A 16,443-nucleotide genomic window follows, 5' to 3' on the forward strand; every position below is an offset into this window, starting at 1 on the left:
TTTCCAGTATCCCGCTATCGTCAACGCCTGATAAGCGGTTGAACTTTATTATCAATAGCTTCCCTCGCTCGGAAGATACGTGAACGCACCGTACCTACCGGACAATCCATGATAGCGGCTATCTCTTCATAGCTCAGGCCATCCAGCTCCCGCAAGGTTATTGCCATGCGTAAATCTTCCGGGAGGGACTCAATAGTTCGGAAAACTATCTGTCTCAGTTCTTCTGACAACATTAAGTTCTCAGGGTTCGAAATTTCTTTCAGTGCACCGCCACTTTCGTAGTTTTCTGCTTCAATCGCATCTATATCACTGGAAGGTGGACGACGCCCCTGAGCGACCAGGTAATTCTTCGCTGTATTGACTGCGATACGATACAGCCAGGTATAAAAAGCACTATCCCCCCGGAACGAGTCCAGCGCACGATAGGCCTTGATAAATGCTTCTTGTACTACATCGGGTACATCGCCCGACGGTACATAGCGAGAAACCAGACTCGCCACCTTATGCTGATAGCGGACTACCAGTAGGTTAAAGGCTTTCTGATCTCCCTTCTGGACCCGTTCTACCAGGACCTGGTCCGTTAACTGCTCGCTCATCCGAGGTAAAGTCTCCCCAAACCAAATTTCCACGCGCTGTCGAAACGCCACTCCATAAGCTTCACTATGAGCAAGCAAATGCTTAGAGTGCTCAAGTTTCGTAAAGTTCCGTTACGCATTTGTTTTTTGTTTGTCATGTTGTAGACAGGTCTTATCTCTCATTATAAGTCTACATAACCCGATCAACGCACTATCTGTAAGAAATGCCCATTTCACCGCTTGCAGAGTAACCCAACGGCCACTTTATTTCATCACATAATCTGATGCTAACGGCCTGCTTCACAAAATAATTTTGCTCATTTCGGCCTCGTCATACTTTTTCTTTCATGTTTAGCCATTGCAACACATTTAAAAATAAAACGTGCAGCAACGCGTATTCTGGTGCTATTGTGAGCAAACAATGTTTAGTAAATTAAACAAAAATTATGAATACAACTCCTGAATTATCCTGTGACGTGCTGATCATTGGCAGCGGAGCTGCCGGACTCTCGCTGGCGCTGCGGCTGGCTGAGAAACATCAGGTTATTGTACTGAGCAAAGGTCCTGTTAGCGAAGGCTCGACGTTTTATGCTCAGGGTGGTATTGCCGCGGTTTTCGATGAAACCGACAGTATCGACTCCCACGTTGAAGATACGCTGGTTGCCGGGGCCGGACTTTGCGATCGTCATGCGGTAGAGTTTGTCGCCAGCAATGCCCGCACCTGTGTGCAGTGGCTTATCGATCAGGGTGTGTTATTTGATACGCAGGTTCAGCCCAACGGTGAAGAGAGTTATCACCTGACCCGTGAAGGCGGTCATAGTCATCGACGCATCCTGCATGCTGCGGATGCTACCGGTAAAGAAGTCGAAACCACCCTTGTCAGCCAGGCGCAAAATCATCCTAACATACAGGTTCTGGAGCGCAGTAATGCCGTCGATCTGATTGTCTCTGATAAAATCGGCCTGCCGGGAACGCGTCGGGTTGTTGGGGCCTGGATCTGGAATCGTAATAAAGAAGCTGTCGAAACCTGCCATGCGAAGTCAGTGGTGTTAGCTACCGGCGGCGCGTCAAAAGTGTATCAGTACACTACCAATCCGGATATCTCCTCGGGGGACGGGATTGCGATGGCCTGGCGCGCGGGATGTCGTGTCGCCAATCTTGAATTTAACCAGTTTCATCCAACGGCGCTGTATCATCCGCAGGCGCGCAATTTCCTGCTGACCGAGGCGCTGCGTGGCGAAGGCGCGCACCTGAAGCGCCCGGACGGCTCGCGCTTTATGCCCGATTTTGACGAGCGTGGCGAACTGGCTCCCCGCGATATCGTCGCCCGTGCCATTGACCACGAGATGAAGCGTCTGGGCGCTGACTGCATGTTCCTCGACATCAGCCATAAACCGGAAGCATTTGTTCGTCAGCATTTCCCGATGATTTATGAAAAACTGCTGGGACTGGGCATCGATTTGACCAAAGAGCCGGTCCCTATCGTTCCTGCCGCGCACTATACCTGCGGCGGTGTGATGGTTGATGACTTTGGCCGCACGGATGTCGACGGTCTGTATGCCATCGGCGAAGTGAGCTATACCGGCCTGCATGGCGCCAACCGTATGGCGTCGAACTCATTGCTTGAGTGCCTGGTTTACGGCTGGTCAGCCGCTGAAGATATCGACAGGCGAATGCCTTACGCACGCGGTGTCAACACACTTCCCGCCTGGGATGAAAGTCGTGTGGAAAATCCGGATGAGTTGGTGGTGATTCAACATAACTGGCATGAGCTGCGCTTATTTATGTGGGACTACGTCGGTATTGTGCGTACGACTAAGCGCCTGGAGCGCGCGCTGCGCCGTATCACCATGCTGCAACAGGAAATCGACGAGTATTACGCCCATTTCCGCGTGTCGAACAATTTGCTGGAACTGCGCAACCTGGTGCAGGTTGCCGAGCTGATCGTACGCTGCGCAATGATGCGCAAAGAGAGTCGGGGCCTGCACTACACGCTGGATTATCCTGAACAACTTCCCGAGTCAGGCCCGTCCATCCTCTCGCCGCTAAGTCATCACATAAACAGATAAAACGCCTGGGTCAGCGCCGTGTAACCTTCAGAGTAACGTTGGTCTGGCCCACGGATAAACAACCTGTCGCTAAAGCACTCCCCGGCCTGCGGGGAGAATGCCAACAATACACGATGTGGTAGCCGGGCCTCAGTTTCTGCCACATCCGTACGTAAACGCAAATGCCAGCCCATACTTAATGCCTGCTGGGTAAAGGCGTTACCAATTTGTTCCGGCAGCACGACACAAAAAAAACCATCTTCTGTAATACTCCCCGCCGCCAGCGCCAGCAATGCTTCATGATCGAGCGCAGTCGTGTAACGTGCCTGTTCGCGCTGCGGCGTGGCGCATTCCACTCCCTGTTCATAATAAGGTGGATTGCTGATAATCAAATCAAAACGCACGGTCTGGCGTGGTATCCATTGCTGCGCATCTGCTGTATGAACGCTGACGCGATGCATCCACGGAGATTGCGCGATGTTCTCCTGCGCCTGCTGCGCGGCGTCAACATCAAGCTCCACGGCGTCAATGATGACATTTTCATCAGTACGCTGGGCCAGCATCAGCGCCAACAGGCCGCTCCCGGTACCAATATCCAGGATCCGTTTTACGCCCGCAACGGGGGCCCAGGCCCCTAATAAAATACCGTCCGTTCCGACTTTCATCGCACAACGATCATGCGCCACAAAAAACTGCTTAAATGTAAATCCATTACGTCTAAGTACGGATGTAGACTGGGGCATGGAGAACAACCTTCCTGGGGAAAAAAGACGATAACATAGGATAAAAACAATACCTGAGAAGCTATATCCATACAAACAGATGAAGATTGCAGCCGTAACGTCTATAATCAGCGCCCCACACAGAGGTAGAACATGACTGTAACGACTTTTTCCGAACTTGAACTCGATGAAAGCCTTCTGGATGCCCTCCAGGAAAAAGGTTTCACTCGCCCGACCGCCATTCAGGCTGCCGCCATTCCGCCTGCGCTCGATGGCCGTGATGTACTCGGTTCTGCGCCGACAGGCACCGGTAAAACGGCGGCATATTTGCTGCCAGCGTTGCAGCACCTGCTCGACTTCCCGCGCAAAAAATCTGGCCCACCGCGCATTTTAATTCTGACGCCAACGCGCGAACTGGCGATGCAGGTTGCCGACCACGCCCGTGAACTGGCGAAGAATACGCATCTGGATATCGCCACAATTACCGGCGGCGTGGCTTACATGAACCATATGGAAGTCTTTAGCGAAAACCAGGATATCGTGGTCGCCACCACCGGTCGCCTGCTGCAATACATCAAAGAAGAGAATTTCGACTGCCACGCGGTTGAAACGCTGATCCTCGATGAGGCAGACCGTATGCTGGACATGGGCTTTGCCCAGGACATCGAACATATCGCCGGAGAAACCCGCTGGCGTAAGCAGACGATGTTATTCTCTGCCACGCTGGAAGGCGACGCGATTAAAGATTTTGCCGAGCGCCTGCTGGAAGATCCGGTTGAGGTTTCGGCGGATCCATCGACCCGCGAACGCAAGAAGATCCATCAATTTTACTACCGTGCCGATGACATCGAGCACAAAACGGCTCTGCTGATCCATCTGTTAAAACAGCCGGAAGCGACCCGTTCGATTGTTTTTGTACGTAAGCGTGAGCGTGTGCACGAGCTGGCAGGCTGGCTGCGCCAGGCTGGCATTAATAACTGCTATCTCGAAGGCGAGATGGTACAGATCAAGCGTAACGAAGCGATCAAACGCCTGACCGATGGTCGTGTGAACGTACTGGTTGCGACCGATGTTGCCGCTCGCGGGATCGACATTCCTGATGTTAGCCACGTGTTTAACTACGACATGCCGCGCAGTGGTGATGCCTATCTACACCGCATTGGCCGTACCGGCCGCGCTGGCCGTAAAGGTACCGCGATTTCTCTGGTTGAAGCGCACGACCACCTGCTGCTTGGCAAAGCGAGCCGCTATATCGACGAACCGCTGAAAGCGCGCGTTATTGACGAACTGCGTCCGACAACTCGCGCGCCAAGTGAGAAATCTAACGGCAAGCCGTCCAAGAAAGTGCTGGCGAAGCGCGCCGAGCAAAAAGCCAAAGAAAAAGAGAAACCGCGCGTGAAGAAACGTCACCGCGACGCCAAAAATATCGGCAAGCGTCGTAAGCCGAGCGGAACGGCTCCCCAGCAGTCCGACAAAGAGTAAAACCGTATGCCGGGCCGTTTAGCCCGGCATTTTTTCATGCGTCGCAAAGCTCTCTTCAATACACTCAATAAACACCCGCATCGCCGGGCTAACGACTTTTCCAGCATGATAACCGCACAATGCCGTAATTAACTCCGGCTGTTCGCTGAACGGTAACTCAACCAATTCCCCTGAACGTAGCTCCTTCTCAACGGCAAAACGCGGCAAAAAACTGACGCCAAGATTTGCCGATACGCAGTGCTTGATGCTCTCAATACTCCACAACTCAATCGTATTTTCCAGCGTAATATGACGCTTACGCAGTAGCCCTTCGAAGCGTTGTCTGAAAATACATTGCGGTTCATTAATGATAAAGCTGCAGGGAATGTGCTGGTGATGCCGGGTGAAATCAACGTGCTGCAGCAGAGGCGACGCAACCAGCGCCAGTGACTGATCGCCCAGCGGTATCATCTCAAGTGCATCATCATTACCAACACGATAAAACACGCCCAGATCAACCTCATCACCGAGCAACGCATCGCGAATGACATAGCAGTTAAGCGACTGTAAGGACAACCGCACATGAGGCGCGCGTTGTTTAAATCGCTGTAGAACCTGCGGCATTTTATACGCCAGCAGCGTTTCGCCGGTCGCAACGCGTAGAACGCCGCTCGGCTGCGCATCCTGCTGCGCTGACTGACGAATCGATGCCATCACGCGGGTCAGGTCGTGTATATGCGGCATCAACCGTTTGCCCTCACTGGTGAGACACATTCTGCGGCCAATTTTTTCGAACAACTGCACCGAAAGCTCTTGCTCAAGCTGCTGAATATGAAACGTCACGGTCGATTGCGTACAACAAAGCTTTTGTGACGCCCGCAGGAACGACCCCTCTTCCACCACCGTTTTTAACGTAATAAACCGACGTAAATCCATCCGCACCAACCCATCGAAAATATCGAACTCAGAATGCGAAAACATTCATTTTTTTAAATGTTTTGACTCGGGTACTGTCTACCAAAACAGAGGAGATAACAAGTGACCCCCATACTTTTAAGTGCATTCTGGACCTATACATTGATTACCGCGCTAACCCCCGGCCCAAATAACATCCTTGCGCTCAGTGCTGCGACGTCACACGGTTTTCGCCAGAGCACGCGCGTGCTTGCCGGGATGAGTCTGGGCTTTTTAATCGTCATGCTGATATGCGCCGGGATTTCGTTTTCGCTTGCCGCGATGGATCCTGCCATCATCCACTGGCTCAGTTGGGCAGGCGCGGCATATATCTTGTGGCTGGCATTGAAAATCGCCACCAGCCCGGCGGCAAACGATAATTTGCAGTCCGAACCGATCGGCTTCTGGGCGAGTTTTGGCTTGCAGTTTGTTAACGTCAAAATCATTTTGTACGGCATTACCGCGTTATCCACGTTCGTACTGCCCTATACGCAGGATGCACACTGGCTGATTGGGGTGAGTATTCTGCTGGCGCTGATCGGCACCTTTGGTAATGCATGTTGGGCGCTGGCAGGCCATCTTTTTCAGCGCCTCTTTCGCCGTTACGGCCGACAGTTGAATATCATTCTGGCGCTGCTGTTAGTGTATTGCGCAGTACGAATTTTTTACTAACGGATATAAAAAAGCGGAAGACGCGCTGGCATCTTCCGCTTTTGATTCTCTGCTAAACGGGGTTATTCCCCGCGAGCCTTACAGGCTCTCAGTAAAGGTACGAGCAATAACGTCGCGCTGCTGTTCTGGGGTCAGAGAGTTGAAACGTACCGCATAACCAGAAACACGGATGGTCAGCTGCGGATATTTTTCCGGATGCTTAACCGCATCTTCCAGCGTTTCGCGACGCAGAACATTCACGTTCAGGTGCTGACCACCTTCCACGCGAACTTCCGGCTGCACGTCTACCGGCACTTCACGGTATTCGATTTCACCCAGTTTGCTGACGGCAACGACGTCATCCGCATTGAAACCTGCTTTCGCAACGATGCAGCGTGCTTCGCCTTTTTCGCTGTCCAGCAGCCAGAAAGAGTTCAGCAGGTCGTCGTTTGCAGCTTTAGTAATCTGGATACCTGTAATCATTTGATGCCTCCCCGGCAAAATTATTTGATCTCGGTTGGCCGTCATCCGGCCAATTGGTAAAACCATTGTTGCTTGAGTGTATATATACCCCTCACACACCCTTGAATCTTTGATTTAAATCAATAAAAACCACACATGAAAAGTGGTGATAGGTGGATTTTATTGTTTTACATCAACTTACGCCACGTACACAGCTAAACTTTTTACATAAATTTTCAACTATCTTTAAGGCCCATGCCGTTGAGAAACGTACAGAATTTTGCGACGTGGTAAGAAGCAGTTAAGCTAGAGGGATTGAAAATTCGCAGGAGAGCGAGATGGCCACCGAATTAACCTGGCACGATGTGCTGGCAGATGAGAAACAGCAGCCTTATTTTGTTAACACGCTACATACTGTCGCTGGCGAGCGTCAGTCGGGTATGACAATTTACCCGCCGCAAAAAGATGTGTTTAACGCTTTTCGCTTTACCGAACTTGGCGACGTGAAAGTCGTCATCCTGGGGCAGGATCCTTACCACGGTCCAGGCCAGGCACACGGTCTCGCGTTCTCAGTTCGTCCGGGTATTGCCACTCCCCCCTCGCTGCTGAACATGTACAAAGAGCTGGAAGCGACGATTCCAGGCTTCACGCGCCCAACGCACGGTTATCTGGAAAGCTGGGCACGTCAGGGGGTACTGTTACTGAATACCGTACTCACCGTCCGCGCCGGTCAGGCACATTCGCACGCCAGCCTGGGCTGGGAAACCTTTACCGATAAAGTCATCAGCCTGATTAATCAGCATCGCGAAGGCGTCGTTTTCCTGCTCTGGGGTTCACACGCACAAAAGAAAGGTGCGATTATTGATACCCAACGTCACCATGTGTTGAAAGCGCCGCACCCGTCACCGCTCTCCGCGCATCGCGGTTTCTTTGGCTGCAATCACTTTGTACTGGCTAATGAATGGCTGGAACAACGAGGTGAAAAACCGATTGACTGGACGCCGGTGTTACCTGCAGAAAGTGAGTAAAAAAATGCCAGCGATTCGCTGGCATTTTTATTATCAGGCTTTGTTCTGACGCCACCACTCCGCGAGCAGTACGCCGGTTGCCACAGATACGTTGAGCGTTTCAACGTTACCCGTACCGTCAATCGCCACGCACAGGTCGTCGGCTGAGCATGCCGCTTCCGGCAGCGCTTCACGCTCACGCCCTAATACCAGCACCATTTTTTCCGGCAGCGTGGTAGTAAACAACGGTTTGCCTTTCACGCTTGAGGTCATCACTACCGTGTAACCTGCCTTACGGAAGTCGTCCAGCACATCGACAATGCTGTCACCGGTGATCGGCTGAACATGCTCTGCGCCACCTTCAGCGGTACGGATTGCCGCACCTGATTCCAGCAGCGCCGCGTCCTGTACCACCACGCCTTTCACACCAAAGTGGGCGCAGCTACGCATCATTCCGCCCAGGTTGTGCGGGTTAGCGATGTCTTCCAGAGCCAGTACGCAATCCTGCGCCCCAGCCTGACCCACCCACTGCTTAACGGTGGTACCGTTACGTTTTTTGATCAGGAAGCAAACACCACCATGGTGCTCAGTACCGGAGGCTTTCGCCAGCTCAGCTTCGTCAACCACATGGTAGGCTTTACGGTTTGCCGCCATCCAGCGTAATGCTTCTTTAAAGCGCGGGGTGACGCTCTGCACGAACCAGGCGCGAACAATAGCGTCCGGACGACTCTGGAACAGAGCCTGACAGGCATTTTCACCGTAAACGCGGGTTTCTTCCGCGCGCTGACGACGTAAGACTTCAGGATCGATAAAACTCTTGCCGCTAATGCCACCATGATCGGCTTTATCCTCAGCATCATCATTCGGTGCGCGGGACACGGTACGCCATGGTGAATCTTCACGTCTGCGATCGCGTTCTGCATCGCGGTCACGACCACGTTCACGGCCGCGTTCGCTGTTCGGACCCTTTCTGTCATCACGGGCAGGGCGACGACCGCCTTCGGCTCGGGAAGTACCGGGGCGTCCGCCGCCTTTACCAGTACGTGGATTTTGGGTGCGTTTATCCGAGTCATCGTCACTGCGGACGTACATCACTTTGACCTTGCCGTTTTTGTTCTTCAGTTCGTCGCTCATGTTTTTCTCCACCTGCTCTGCGCGAAGCGCGCAGATTACCCGATGTGCACGTCGTTAGCCATTATTTCATTTAAAAGCTAAGGACTATTGTACTCATTGAATAAAACGCATTGTTGTTTAGAACAGACTCCCCGATAATATGTAACATAATAGAAACATACTGGCGTCACTGCCATGAAGTCCACACTACTCATCCAGAGGTTAGTTATGAATACCGTTTGTACCAGCTGCCAGGCTATCAACCGCATTCCCGACGATCGTGTCCAGGAAGCGGCTAAATGCGGACGCTGTGGTCACGACCTGTTCGATGGGGAGGTGATCAATGCGACCGGTGAAACACTGGATAAACTGTTAAAAGACGATCTCCCGGTGGTGGTTGATTTTTGGGCCCCCTGGTGCGGACCATGCCGTAACTTTGCCCCAATTTTTGAAGATGTCGCGGAAGAGCGTAGCGGTAAAGTACGTTTTGTTAAAGTGAATACAGAAGCCGAGCGTGAACTCAGCGCCCGCTTCGGCATCCGCAGTATTCCGACCATCATGATCTTCAGAAAAGGTGAAATCGTCGATATGCTTAATGGCGCCGTACCTAAGGCTCCGTTTGATAGCTGGCTTAACGAATCATTATAATCTCTGCGGGGCGCATCTTGTGCCCCGTTTTCACCTCTGCGACAATAGCGTTTTTCAACGTGTTCCCCCATGACCGATAACGCAGTTCTTCAGTTACGCGCTGAGCGCCTCGCGCGCGCCACGCGTCCTTTCCTCGCCCGAGGTAACCGTATTCGTCGCTGCCAGCGCTGCCTGCTGCCGCTAAAGCTCTGCTTATGCGCAACGTTAGTACCGTCTGAGGCCAAAAGCCGTTTTTGTCTGGTCATGTTTGATACAGAGCCGATGAAGCCCAGTAACACGGGACGTTTAATCGCCGATATTTTGCCCGATACCGCGGCTTTTCAGTGGTCACGCACCGAACCGCCGCAGGCGCTGCTTGAGCTGGTGAAAAATCCCGATTACCAGCCGATGGTGGTATTCCCGGCTTCCTATGCGGGCGAAGAGCGCGAAGTGATTTTCACGCCGCCGACCGGCAAACCGCCGTTGTTTATTATGCTCGATGGCACCTGGCCGGAAGCGCGTAAAATGTTCCGCAAAAGCCCGTACCTCGACAACCTGCCGGTGATCTCCGTTGATTTATCGCGCCTTTCTGCTTATCACCTGCGTGGTATTCACGCCGAAGGGCAATACTGTACTGCCGAAGTCGCCATCGCTTTGCTGGATCTGGCTGGCGATACGCAAGCTGCGGAAGGGTTAAGCGATCACTTCACTCGCTTTAAAACCCGTTACCTGGCAGGAAAAACTCAACATCAGGGAAGCGTCACAGCAGACTCGACAGAAAGCGTTTAAAATCATTCGGTCACTGGTGTCATTAAGGAAGCCGATATGAGTCAACGTGGTCTGGAAGCACTACTGCGACCGAAATCCATTGCGGTGATTGGGGCGTCGATGAAGCCTAACCGCGCGGGTTACCTGATGATGCGTAATCTGCTTGCCGGCGGTTTCAATGGGCCAGTTCTACCGGTGACGCCCGCCTGGAAAGCGGTATTGGGCGTACTGGCCTGGCCCAATATCAGCAGCTTGCCTTTTAGCCCCGACCTCGCCGTGTTGTGCACCAATGCCAGCCGTAACCTGGCATTGCTCGAAGCGCTTGGCGAGAAAGGCTGTAAAACCTGCATTATTCTTTCGGCTCCCGCGGCCCAGCATGCAGAACTGCTGGCCTGCGCCTCACGCTATAAAATACGCCTGCTGGGTCCCAACAGTCTGGGACTTCTCGCCCCCTGGCAGGGACTTAACGCCAGCTTTTCCCCCGTCCCGATTAAGCGCGGCAAGCTGGCTTTTATCTCTCAATCCGCCGCCGTATCCAATACCATACTCGACTGGGCGCAGCAGAGAGAAATGGGCTTTTCTTACTTTATCGCGTTGGGTGACAGCCTGGATATCGACGTTGATGAGCTGCTGGATTACCTGGCGCGCGACAGTAAAACCAGCGCAATATTGCTCTATCTCGAACATTTGAGCGATGCCCGGCGCTTTGTCTCTGCCGCCCGTAGCGCCGCGCGCAACAAACCCATTCTGGTGATTAAGAGTGGCCGCAGCCCAGCAGCGCAGCGTTTACTGCACACCAGTGCAGGGATGGACCCAGCCTGGGATGCGGCTATTCAGCGCGCCGGTTTATTACGCGTGCAAGATACTCACGAGCTGTTCTCGGCGGTCGAAACCCTGAGTCACATGCGCCCGCTGCGTGGTGACAGACTAATGATCATCAGTAACGGCGCCGCGCCTGCCGCACTGGCATTGGATGAGCTATGGTCGAAGAATGGCAAACTCGCCACGCTGAGTGAAGATACCTGCCAGAAATTACGCGATGCGCTACCAGCCCATGTTGATATCGGCAACCCGCTGGATCTTCGTGACGACGCCAGTAGCGAACACTATGTAAAAACGCTGGATATTTTGCTCGCCAGCCAGGACTTCGACGCCCTGATGGTGATTCATTCGCCCAGCGCCGCTGCCCCCGGGACCGAAAGCGCGCAAGCGTTGATCGAAGCAGTAAAGCAGCATCCTCGAGGGAAATTTATCTCCTTACTAACCAACTGGTGCGGGGAGTTTTCTTCCCAGGAAGCCCGTAGGCTATTTAGCGAAGCAGGGGTGCCCACCTACCGTACACCGGAAGGAACCATCACCGCATTTATGCATATGGTTGAGTATCGGCGTAACCAGAAGCAACTGCGAGAAACGCCTGCGCTACCGGACTACCTGACCACGAACACCGCCGAGGCGCATAATCTGTTACAGCAGGCGATTGCCGAAGGGGCCACATCGCTGGATACCCATGAAGTGCAGCCGATTTTACAAGCTTATGGCTTACACACGCTCCCGACCTGGATCGCCAGCGACAGCGCGGAAGCTGTGCATATCGCAGAGCAGATCGGCTATCCGGTGGCGCTCAAGCTGCGTTCCCCTGATATCCCGCATAAATCGGAAGTTCAGGGGGTAATGCTCTACCTGCGTACGGCAACAGAGGTACAGCAGGCCGCGAATGCGATTTTTGATCGGGTGAAAATGGCCTGGCCGCAGGCGCGCATCCACGGTTTATTAGTGCAAAGCATGGCGAATCGCGCTGGCGCTCAGGAGCTTCGCGTCGTCGTTGAACACGATCCGGTATTTGGCCCGCTGATTATGCTGGGTGAAGGCGGGGTTGAGTGGCGACCAGAAGAGCAAGCCGTGGTGGCATTGCCGCCATTGAACATGAATCTGGCGCGTTATCTGGTTATCCAGGGGATCAAAAATAAGAAGATCCGCGCTCGTAGCGCACTACGCCCACTGGATATCGCCGGACTAAGCCAGCTTCTGGTGCAGGTATCCAACCTGATCGTCGATTGTCCGGAAATTCAGCGTCTGGATATTCACCCACTGCTGGCCTCCGCCGGTGAGTTTACCGCGCTGGACGTCACGCTGGACATTGCCCCTTTCACAGGCGATAACGAAAGCAGATTGGCTGTACGCCCCTACCCTCATCAGCTTGAAGAGTGGGTTGAGTTGAAGAACGGCGAGCGCTGCCTGTTCCGCCCCATTTTGCCAGAGGATGAACCTCATCTGCAGCAGTTCATTTCTCAGGTAACCAAAGAAGATCTTTATTATCGCTATTTTAGTGAGATCAACGAATTTACCCATGAAGATTTAGCCAATATGACACAGATCGACTACGATCGTGAAATGGCCTTTGTCGCTGTGCGTTGTAGAGATAATCATGAAGAGATCCTCGGCGTGACGCGAGCTATCTCGGATCCTGATAACGTAGATGCCGAGTTTGCCGTCCTGGTTCGTTCTGATCTCAAAGGACTTGGACTGGGTCGCCGATTGATGGAAAAATTAATTGCCTATACCCGAGATCACGGACTTAGACGTTTGAATGGTATTACGATGCCAAACAATCGCGGTATGGTCGCCCTGGCCCGGAAACTCGGGTTCGTTGTTGACGTCCAACTCGAAGAGGGGATTGTTGGGCTAACGCTTAATCTGGCCCAATTTGAGGAATCGTGAGTAAGGTACTGGAAATGTTGACCACATTAATGGGTACTGGTGGTATCATTGCCCGCTTATGTCGTCTGCATAGCACAGAGGACCCTTCAATGAACAGAGAAGAAATGCACTGTGATGTTGTCAAAATTTAAGCGTAATAAACATCAACAACACCTTGCCCAACTACCCAAGATTTCTCAGTCAGTTGATGATGTAGATTTCTTTTATGCTCCCGCTAATTTCAGGGAGACTCTGCTGGAAAAAATCGCCAGCGCGACGCGACGGATCTGCATTATTGCGCTGTACCTGGAACAGGATGACGGTGGCAAAGGCATACTCGACGCGCTCTATGCGGCAAAACGGCAGCGTCCTGAACTGGATGTCCGGGTGCTTGTCGACTGGCACCGAGCCCAGCGCGGGCGCATTGGTGCTGCGGCATCTAATACCAATGCTGACTGGTATTGCCGCATGGCGCAAGAAAACCCCGGTATCGATATTCCTGTCTATGGCGTGCCGATTAACACGCGCGAAGCCCTTGGCGTTCTGCATTTCAAAGGCTTTATCATCGATGACAGCGTCCTGTATAGCGGCGCCAGCCTGAACGATGTTTATCTGCATCAGCATGATAAATATCGCTACGACCGTTATCAGTTGATTCGCAACGCGCAAATGGCCGATATCATGTTCAATTGGGTAGCGCAAAACCTGATGAATGGTCGCGGCGTTAATCGTCTTGATGATATCAATCGCCCTAAAAGCCCGGAAATTAAAAACGACATCCGCTTGTACCGTCAGGAACTGCGCGATGCGTCATTCCATTTTCAGGGAGATGCGGATAATGAACAGCTTTCTGTTACGCCTCTGGTTGGACTCGGAAAATCCAGTCTGTTAAATAAGACTATTTTCCACCTCATGCCCTGCGCAGAGCACAAACTCACAATTTGTACCCCTTATTTCAATCTGCCCGCCATACTGGTGCGCAATATCATTCAGCTGCTGCGTGAAGGGAAAAAGGTCGAAATCATTGTCGGTGATAAAACCGCCAACGACTTTTATATCCCGGAAGATGAGCCTTTTAAAATCATCGGCGCGCTGCCCTATCTGTATGAAATTAACCTGCGCCGTTTCCTGAGCAGACTGCAATATTATGTGAATACCGACCAGTTAGTCGTGCGCTTATGGAAAGATGATGACAACACTTATCATCTGAAAGGTATGTGGGTTGATGATAAATGGATGCTGCTCACCGGCAACAACCTTAATCCTCGAGCCTGGCGTCTGGATCTGGAAAATGCCATCCTTATCCACGATCCTAAGCAAGAGCTGGCGCCCCAGCGCGATAAAGAGCTGGAGCTTATCCGCACGCATACCACCGTGGTTAAGCACTACCGCGACCTGCAAAGCATTGCTGACTATCCAGTCAAAGTGCGTAAGCTGATCCGTCGACTACGCCGTATTCGTATCGACAGATTAATTAGCCGTATTCTGTAACCAAAACCCCGTCACTGACGGGGTTTTTCATATGGAGGCAACGGTGCGCCTGTTTATTCTTACCAGTATCCTGGCTATTTCTGGCTGCAGCCACATGGCAAACGACCGCTGGAGCGGACAAGACAAAGCTCAACATTTTATTGCCTCCGCCATGCTTGCCGCAGCCGGTAACGAATATGCACAGCATCAGGGTAACAACCGAGATCGCAGTGCGGCTATTGGTTTGATGTTCTCAATCAGCCTGGGCGCATCGAAAGAGCTGTGGGACAGCCGCCCCGCTGGGAGCGGCTGGAGCTGGAAGGACTTTGCCTGGGATGTTGCGGGCGCCTCAACCGGCTATGCAGTCTGGCAACTGGCGCATCATTAGAGGCGCAGCCCTTTCCCCTTACCATGCAGCATCAGCGATACTAAAAATGCGACGACTGCCAGCGCGGTAACGTACCAGAAGAATGTGGTTTCCATACCGATGGATTTCAGGGATAAGGCAACATATTCGGCTGAACCACCAAACAGAGCATTCGCCACCGCATAAGATAACCCAACCCCCAGGGCGCGCACCTGCGCCGGAAACATCTCAGCCTTCAGAATGCCGCTGATGGACGTATAGAAACTCACGATCAACAAGGCGCACATTACCAGAGCAAACGCCATATACGGAGACGTCACGTTTTGCAATGCTGTCAAAATGGGAACGGTGAAAATCGCAGCTAATGCGCCAAAGCATAGCATGGAAGTACGTCGGCCAATTTTATCTGACAAAGCGCCAAACAATGGTTGCACCAGCATGAACACACACAGTGCCGCCGTCATAATCCCGCTGGCTACGTTGGCATGCATACCTGCGGTATTAACCAGGTACTTCTGCATATAGGTTGTGAAGGTGTAAAAACACAGCGAGCCAGCAGCAGTAAAGCCAAGCACCATGATGAAGGCTTTGCGATTACGCCACAGACCTTTCAGAGAGCCCGCTTCTTTCAGCGCGCGAACGTCCTGTTTCGAGGTTTCATCCAACTGGCGACGCAGCCATAGCGCGACAATAGCTAACACGGCTCCCAGCGCAAATGGAATACGCCACCCCCACTCTCTGAGCGCTGAATCTTCTAAGGTTTGCTGTAAAATGACCACAACCAGTAATGCCAATAGCTGCCCGCCAATTAACGTTACGTACTGGAATGAAGCATAAAAACCTTTCTTACCTTCAATGGCCACTTCACTCATGTAGGTAGCGCTGGTCCCGTATTCGCCCCCGACAGACAGTCCCTGAAATAGTCTGGCCAGTAGCAATAGCGCAGGAGCCCAGGTACCGATGGTTTCATACCCCGGAAGACAAGCGATCACCAACGATCCCATACACATCATACAAACTGACAGCAGCATGGATTTTTTGCGCCCGTGCTTATCAGCGATGCGACCAAACAACCAGCCGCCAATTGGTCGCATCAGAAAGCCTGCGGCAAAAACGCCGGCAGTCTGTAAGAGTTGCGTAGTGGTGTTTCCTGATGGAAAAAAGATATGAGCAAAATAGAGAGAGCAGAAAGAATAGATATAGAAATCAAACCATTCGACCAGATTCCCTGATGATGCTCCGACAATCGCCCAAATACGACGACGGGTATCGCCGTCTGTCAGCGTCCCGTTCTCAGTTACACTGCTATCAGCCATTAGAATTATACCCCTGCCAAGGATCGCGTGAATTTATCAATGCTAGTTGTGTCTTTTTTGGTAAACCAAATGTTATATAATTGTTATAATTAATTATGCGATATAAGTCACGGTTTTAATTAGCACAGAAAGGATTCAGATATGTTCGAGGGGATAGCGTCGGAGGTCGCATAAGGCGGCAGGTTTCATTTCACACAGACGCAAA

General features: G+C 52.2%; 15 protein-coding genes and 1 pseudogene. 9 read left to right on the top strand and 7 right to left on the bottom strand.

Annotation, left to right across the window (positions count from 1 at the left end):
• Nucleotides 1–20: 20 nt before the first annotated feature.
• The gene (rpoE, locus tag FDW97_RS09615; protein ID WP_003037573.1) at nucleotides 21–596 is read right to left on the bottom strand and encodes an RNA polymerase sigma factor RpoE; all 576 of its coding nucleotides are present in this window, start codon (nucleotides 594–596) and stop codon (nucleotides 21–23) included.
• Nucleotides 593–758: pseudogene (gene rseD, locus FDW97_RS09620) on the bottom strand (rpoE leader peptide RseD). Before rseD ends, rpoE begins: the two are co-directional and overlap by 4 nt.
• Nucleotides 759–1,021: 263 nt before the next feature.
• On the opposite strand from rseD, the gene nadB reads away from it, so the two are divergent.
• Nucleotides 1,022–2,644, top strand: a complete 1,623-nt coding sequence (nadB, locus tag FDW97_RS09625) for an L-aspartate oxidase (RefSeq protein WP_038642714.1) — start codon at nucleotides 1,022–1,024, stop codon at nucleotides 2,642–2,644.
• Here nadB and trmN read toward each other — a convergent pair.
• Entirely contained in the window at nucleotides 2,629–3,366 is a 738-nt protein-coding gene (trmN, locus tag FDW97_RS09630; RefSeq protein WP_061382218.1) for a tRNA(1)(Val) (adenine(37)-N(6))-methyltransferase TrmN, read from the bottom strand. The genes nadB and trmN overlap by 16 nt on opposite strands.
• Nucleotides 3,367–3,498: 132 nt before the next feature.
• Between trmN and srmB the strand changes: the two genes are divergently transcribed.
• Nucleotides 3,499–4,827: an ATP-dependent RNA helicase SrmB gene (gene srmB, locus FDW97_RS09635; protein ID WP_038642718.1), complete on the top strand. Its 1,329-nt coding sequence runs from the start codon at nucleotides 3,499–3,501 to the stop codon at nucleotides 4,825–4,827.
• An 18-nt stretch (nucleotides 4,828–4,845) separates the two neighbouring features.
• Here the strand turns inward: srmB and FDW97_RS09640 are convergent, their stop codons facing one another.
• Nucleotides 4,846–5,742 (bottom strand): LysR family transcriptional regulator, encoded by an 897-nt coding sequence (locus FDW97_RS09640; RefSeq protein ID WP_137350970.1) that lies wholly within the window; start codon nucleotides 5,740–5,742, stop codon nucleotides 4,846–4,848.
• Nucleotides 5,743–5,844: 102 nt separating this feature from the next.
• Between FDW97_RS09640 and eamB the strand changes: the two genes are divergently transcribed.
• Nucleotides 5,845–6,432, top strand: coding sequence for a cysteine/O-acetylserine transporter (gene eamB / locus FDW97_RS09645; RefSeq protein ID WP_038642722.1), 588 nt, complete (start codon nucleotides 5,845–5,847; stop codon nucleotides 6,430–6,432).
• A 78-nt stretch (nucleotides 6,433–6,510) separates the two neighbouring features.
• Here the strand turns inward: eamB and grcA are convergent, their stop codons facing one another.
• Nucleotides 6,511–6,894, bottom strand: a complete 384-nt coding sequence (grcA, locus tag FDW97_RS09650; protein ID WP_005121223.1) for an autonomous glycyl radical cofactor GrcA — start codon at nucleotides 6,892–6,894, stop codon at nucleotides 6,511–6,513.
• Between the two features lie 317 nt (nucleotides 6,895–7,211).
• Between grcA and ung the strand changes: the two genes are divergently transcribed.
• Nucleotides 7,212–7,901, top strand: coding sequence for a uracil-DNA glycosylase (gene ung, locus FDW97_RS09655; protein ID WP_042306632.1), 690 nt, complete (start codon nucleotides 7,212–7,214; stop codon nucleotides 7,899–7,901).
• 33 nt (nucleotides 7,902–7,934) lie between these two features.
• Here ung and FDW97_RS09660 read toward each other — a convergent pair whose 3' ends face one another.
• The gene (locus tag FDW97_RS09660; protein ID WP_038642726.1) at nucleotides 7,935–9,014 is read right to left on the bottom strand and encodes a tRNA/rRNA methyltransferase; all 1,080 of its coding nucleotides are present in this window, start codon (nucleotides 9,012–9,014) and stop codon (nucleotides 7,935–7,937) included.
• 207 nt (nucleotides 9,015–9,221) lie between these two features.
• On the opposite strand from FDW97_RS09660, the gene trxC reads away from it, so the two are divergent.
• From trxC to FDW97_RS09685, 5 genes are all read left to right on the top strand, one after another.
• Nucleotides 9,222–9,641, top strand: coding sequence for a thioredoxin TrxC (gene trxC / locus FDW97_RS09665; protein ID WP_003037559.1), 420 nt, complete (start codon nucleotides 9,222–9,224; stop codon nucleotides 9,639–9,641).
• A 69-nt stretch (nucleotides 9,642–9,710) separates the two neighbouring features.
• Nucleotides 9,711–10,409: a tRNA-uridine aminocarboxypropyltransferase gene (gene tapT, locus FDW97_RS09670; protein WP_087856392.1), complete on the top strand. Its 699-nt coding sequence runs from the start codon at nucleotides 9,711–9,713 to the stop codon at nucleotides 10,407–10,409.
• A gap of 36 nt (nucleotides 10,410–10,445) precedes the next feature.
• Nucleotides 10,446–13,106, top strand: coding sequence for a protein lysine acetyltransferase (pat, locus tag FDW97_RS09675; protein ID WP_038642730.1), 2,661 nt, complete (start codon nucleotides 10,446–10,448; stop codon nucleotides 13,104–13,106).
• Nucleotides 13,107–13,220: 114 nt separating this feature from the next.
• On the top strand, nucleotides 13,221–14,576 hold the full coding sequence (gene pssA, locus FDW97_RS09680) for a CDP-diacylglycerol--serine O-phosphatidyltransferase (protein ID WP_038642732.1): 1,356 nt from the start codon (nucleotides 13,221–13,223) through the stop codon (nucleotides 14,574–14,576).
• A 31-nt stretch (nucleotides 14,577–14,607) separates the two neighbouring features.
• On the top strand, nucleotides 14,608–14,943 hold the full coding sequence (locus tag FDW97_RS09685; protein WP_202416123.1) for a YfiM family lipoprotein: 336 nt from the start codon (nucleotides 14,608–14,610) through the stop codon (nucleotides 14,941–14,943).
• Here FDW97_RS09685 and FDW97_RS09690 read toward each other — a convergent pair.
• Nucleotides 14,940–16,238 (bottom strand): MFS transporter, encoded by a 1,299-nt coding sequence (locus tag FDW97_RS09690; RefSeq protein WP_061382224.1) that lies wholly within the window; start codon nucleotides 16,236–16,238, stop codon nucleotides 14,940–14,942. The two genes, FDW97_RS09685 and FDW97_RS09690, sit on opposite strands and share 4 nt — an antisense overlap.
• Nucleotides 16,239–16,443: the final 205 nt, after the last annotated feature.

This window comes from Citrobacter sp. wls708, from assembly GCF_005281255.1.
In the GTDB taxonomy this organism is placed as follows: Bacteria; Pseudomonadota; Gammaproteobacteria; order Enterobacterales; family Enterobacteriaceae; genus Citrobacter; species Citrobacter werkmanii.

Excerpts from the sequence above, each read along its gene's own strand:
- FDW97_RS09640 (WP_137350970.1), bottom strand. The coding sequence starts at position 5,742 with ATGGATTTACGTCGGTTTATTACGTTAAAAACGGTGGTGGAAGAGGGG.
- tapT (WP_087856392.1), top strand. The coding sequence starts at position 9,711 with ATGACCGATAACGCAGTTCTTCAGTTACGCGCTGAGCGCCTCGCGCGC.
- pssA (WP_038642732.1), top strand. The coding sequence starts at position 13,221 with ATGTTGTCAAAATTTAAGCGTAATAAACATCAACAACACCTTGCCCAA.
- rpoE (WP_003037573.1), bottom strand. The coding sequence starts at position 596 with ATGAGCGAGCAGTTAACGGACCAGGTCCTGGTAGAACGGGTCCAGAAG.
- pat (WP_038642730.1), top strand. The coding sequence starts at position 10,446 with ATGAGTCAACGTGGTCTGGAAGCACTACTGCGACCGAAATCCATTGCG.
- trmN (WP_061382218.1), bottom strand. The coding sequence starts at position 3,366 with ATGCCCCAGTCTACATCCGTACTTAGACGTAATGGATTTACATTTAAG.
- srmB (WP_038642718.1), top strand. The coding sequence starts at position 3,499 with ATGACTGTAACGACTTTTTCCGAACTTGAACTCGATGAAAGCCTTCTG.
- grcA (WP_005121223.1), bottom strand. The coding sequence starts at position 6,894 with ATGATTACAGGTATCCAGATTACTAAAGCTGCAAACGACGACCTGCTG.
- nadB (WP_038642714.1), top strand. The coding sequence starts at position 1,022 with ATGAATACAACTCCTGAATTATCCTGTGACGTGCTGATCATTGGCAGC.
- FDW97_RS09685 (WP_202416123.1), top strand. The coding sequence starts at position 14,608 with ATGGAGGCAACGGTGCGCCTGTTTATTCTTACCAGTATCCTGGCTATT.
- ung (WP_042306632.1), top strand. The coding sequence starts at position 7,212 with ATGGCCACCGAATTAACCTGGCACGATGTGCTGGCAGATGAGAAACAG.
- FDW97_RS09690 (WP_061382224.1), bottom strand. The coding sequence starts at position 16,238 with ATGGCTGATAGCAGTGTAACTGAGAACGGGACGCTGACAGACGGCGAT.
- FDW97_RS09660 (WP_038642726.1), bottom strand. The coding sequence starts at position 9,014 with ATGAGCGACGAACTGAAGAACAAAAACGGCAAGGTCAAAGTGATGTAC.
- trxC (WP_003037559.1), top strand. The coding sequence starts at position 9,222 with ATGAATACCGTTTGTACCAGCTGCCAGGCTATCAACCGCATTCCCGAC.